Raw genomic sequence first — 1,879 nt, 5'->3', positions numbered from 1 at the left:
AGGCCGGTCCGCGCCGCGATCTTCTGCCAGAACCAGACCGAGGGAAAGCCCGCAAGACCGGCGACCATCCACACAATGGCCTCGAAGACGCGGCTGCCGCCGCCTTGCCGGACGATGGCGACCAGGAATGTCGCCGTCACCACATAGCCAAAGCCGAACAGGCCGTAGGCGATGATGACCTTGACCAACGACCGGTCCATCCGCAGTGCCGGCTCGCGGGGGACTTCGCCGTTGCCGAGCGGACCCTCATTGACCAACAGAGCCACGAGGACGAAACCGCAGGCCGAAATCGCCGCCGACCATAGCCAGCCTGCCGCCCAGCCCGAATGCTCGGCGACCAGCACCGCCATCATCGCCGCCGATGCCGCTATGCCGAGCCCGACGCCGCCGAAATGCCAGGCCTGCAGGTCGTTGCGACCGGCAGCCGCGATATGGCTGAACACGATGCTGGCCATGAACACCATGACGAAGGCGCTGGCCAGACCGGCCAGAAAGCGGATGGCGAGAAAGGCCGCCATCGCTTCGGTCAGCCCCATCAGCGCGGCAAGGACCGCACTGGCGCCAAGCCCCGCCAGCATCAGCAGGCGCTCGCGCCCATGCGCCCAGCCGCCCGCCGCCGCCAACGCGCCGACGAGATAGCCGAGATAGTTGGCCGAGGCGATCCAGCCGGCATCGGCCGGCGACAGATGCAGTTCCTGCATCATGCCGGGCAGGATCGGCGTGTAGACGAAACGGCCGATGCCCATGGCAATCGCCATGGCAATCATGCCGGCGAAGGCGAAACGCAGCGCTGTCGAGGTGGCCGATGTCATTGCACTGCACAATAAGTGCAGGGATCGCTGAAACAATCGCCATCTGTTGGGCCAGTGCGTGCGCGGGACGCGGTGCTCGCCTCGACTTTCCCCAAGCCGAACGCTTCGCGCCTGCTCAGCAGCGACCGCCGGCGCGTAGCGGAGCCGTTTCGTGCACTGTCCGCCGTGCCGTCAGCCTGAACGGCACATCGCCCAGTTCGCGCTCCGACATGGTGTTCAGCACCGGATGCGAAAGCGGATCGATCAGCCATCTCTGCGCCTCGCCGTCCGGGCGCGGCTCATACGGCCTGCTCGCAGTGAAAAAGACCTTCAGCGACGACGACAAAATCCCTAACATTTCCGGCTCCACAGGTCTGTCTCTCCCGACAAAATCTGCCGTTTCGATATGCCTATCAATTGAGATTTCAGCCGGATCAGTTTAGAAAAACTCAATGGCCATGCTCAACCGCGTCCATCTCAACGGCCTCCGCGCCGTCGAAACCGTTGCCCGTCTCGGATCGCTGGCGGCGGCGGCCGGTGAGCTCAACGTTTCCGTCAGCGCCGTCAGCCAGCAGATCAGCCGTACCGAAAAACAGCTCGGCCAGGCGCTGTTCGAGCGAACGGCGAGCGGTCTGGTGCTGACCGAATTCGGCGCCGTCTTCGCGGCCCGCCTCGGTGCTGGATTTCGTGAGCTTTCCCAGGCCGTGGCCCTGGCCGACGAGGCTACGCAATGCACATTGGTGGTTTCGGTGGCGCCGGCCTTTGCCTCGAAGTGGCTGTTGCCCAGACTATCTCGCCACTTCGACCGGCATCCCAAAGTGCTGCTGCGCATCGACGCTTCGGTGCGGCTGGCCAATCTCGATCACTCGGACATCGACATCGCCATCCGGCTCGGCGACGGCAAATGGCCGGGCGGACGCACGGAACTGCTCTTGGCGCAGGAAGTCTTCCCGGTCTGCGCGCCGGCGATCGCCCAAAAACTGAAGTCGATCGAGGATCTTGCCCAGACCTGCGCGATCACCGACGAGCGGGCAATGATCAACTGGGAAAGCTGGTTCGAGACAGCAGGCGTTCCGCCTGTCACCTTC

The 1,879-nt window shown here is 64.4% G+C and carries 3 protein-coding genes; 1 reads left to right on the top strand and 2 read right to left on the bottom strand.

What is annotated here, in order from left to right:
• Both EN984_RS33005 and EN984_RS33000 read right to left on the bottom strand, forming a co-directional pair.
• On the bottom strand, nt 1–812 hold an 812-nt coding region (locus tag EN984_RS33005; RefSeq protein WP_127384285.1), incomplete at its 3' end, for a YbfB/YjiJ family MFS transporter.
• 115 nt (nt 813–927) lie between these two features.
• The gene (locus tag EN984_RS33000) at nt 928–1,149 is read right to left on the bottom strand and encodes a hypothetical protein (RefSeq protein WP_127271618.1); all 222 of its coding nucleotides are present in this window, start codon (nt 1,147–1,149) and stop codon (nt 928–930) included.
• A 94-nt stretch (nt 1,150–1,243) separates the two neighbouring features.
• Between EN984_RS33000 and EN984_RS32995 the strand changes: the two genes are divergently transcribed.
• Nucleotides 1,244–1,879: LysR family transcriptional regulator (locus tag EN984_RS32995; protein ID WP_127384284.1), on the top strand; the 636-nt coding region annotated here is incomplete at its 3' end.

It is taken from the genome of Mesorhizobium sp. M7A.F.Ca.CA.004.12.1.1 (assembly GCF_003997835.1).
In the GTDB taxonomy this organism is placed as follows: Bacteria; Pseudomonadota; Alphaproteobacteria; order Rhizobiales; family Rhizobiaceae; genus Mesorhizobium.
This window is presented reverse-complemented; position numbering and strand designations above follow the sequence as displayed.

Bases quoted from the DNA above. Each gene is read 5' to 3' on its own strand.
- EN984_RS33000 (WP_127271618.1), bottom strand. From the start codon at position 1,149: ATGTTAGGGATTTTGTCGTCGTCGCTGAAGGTCTTTTTCACTGCGAGC.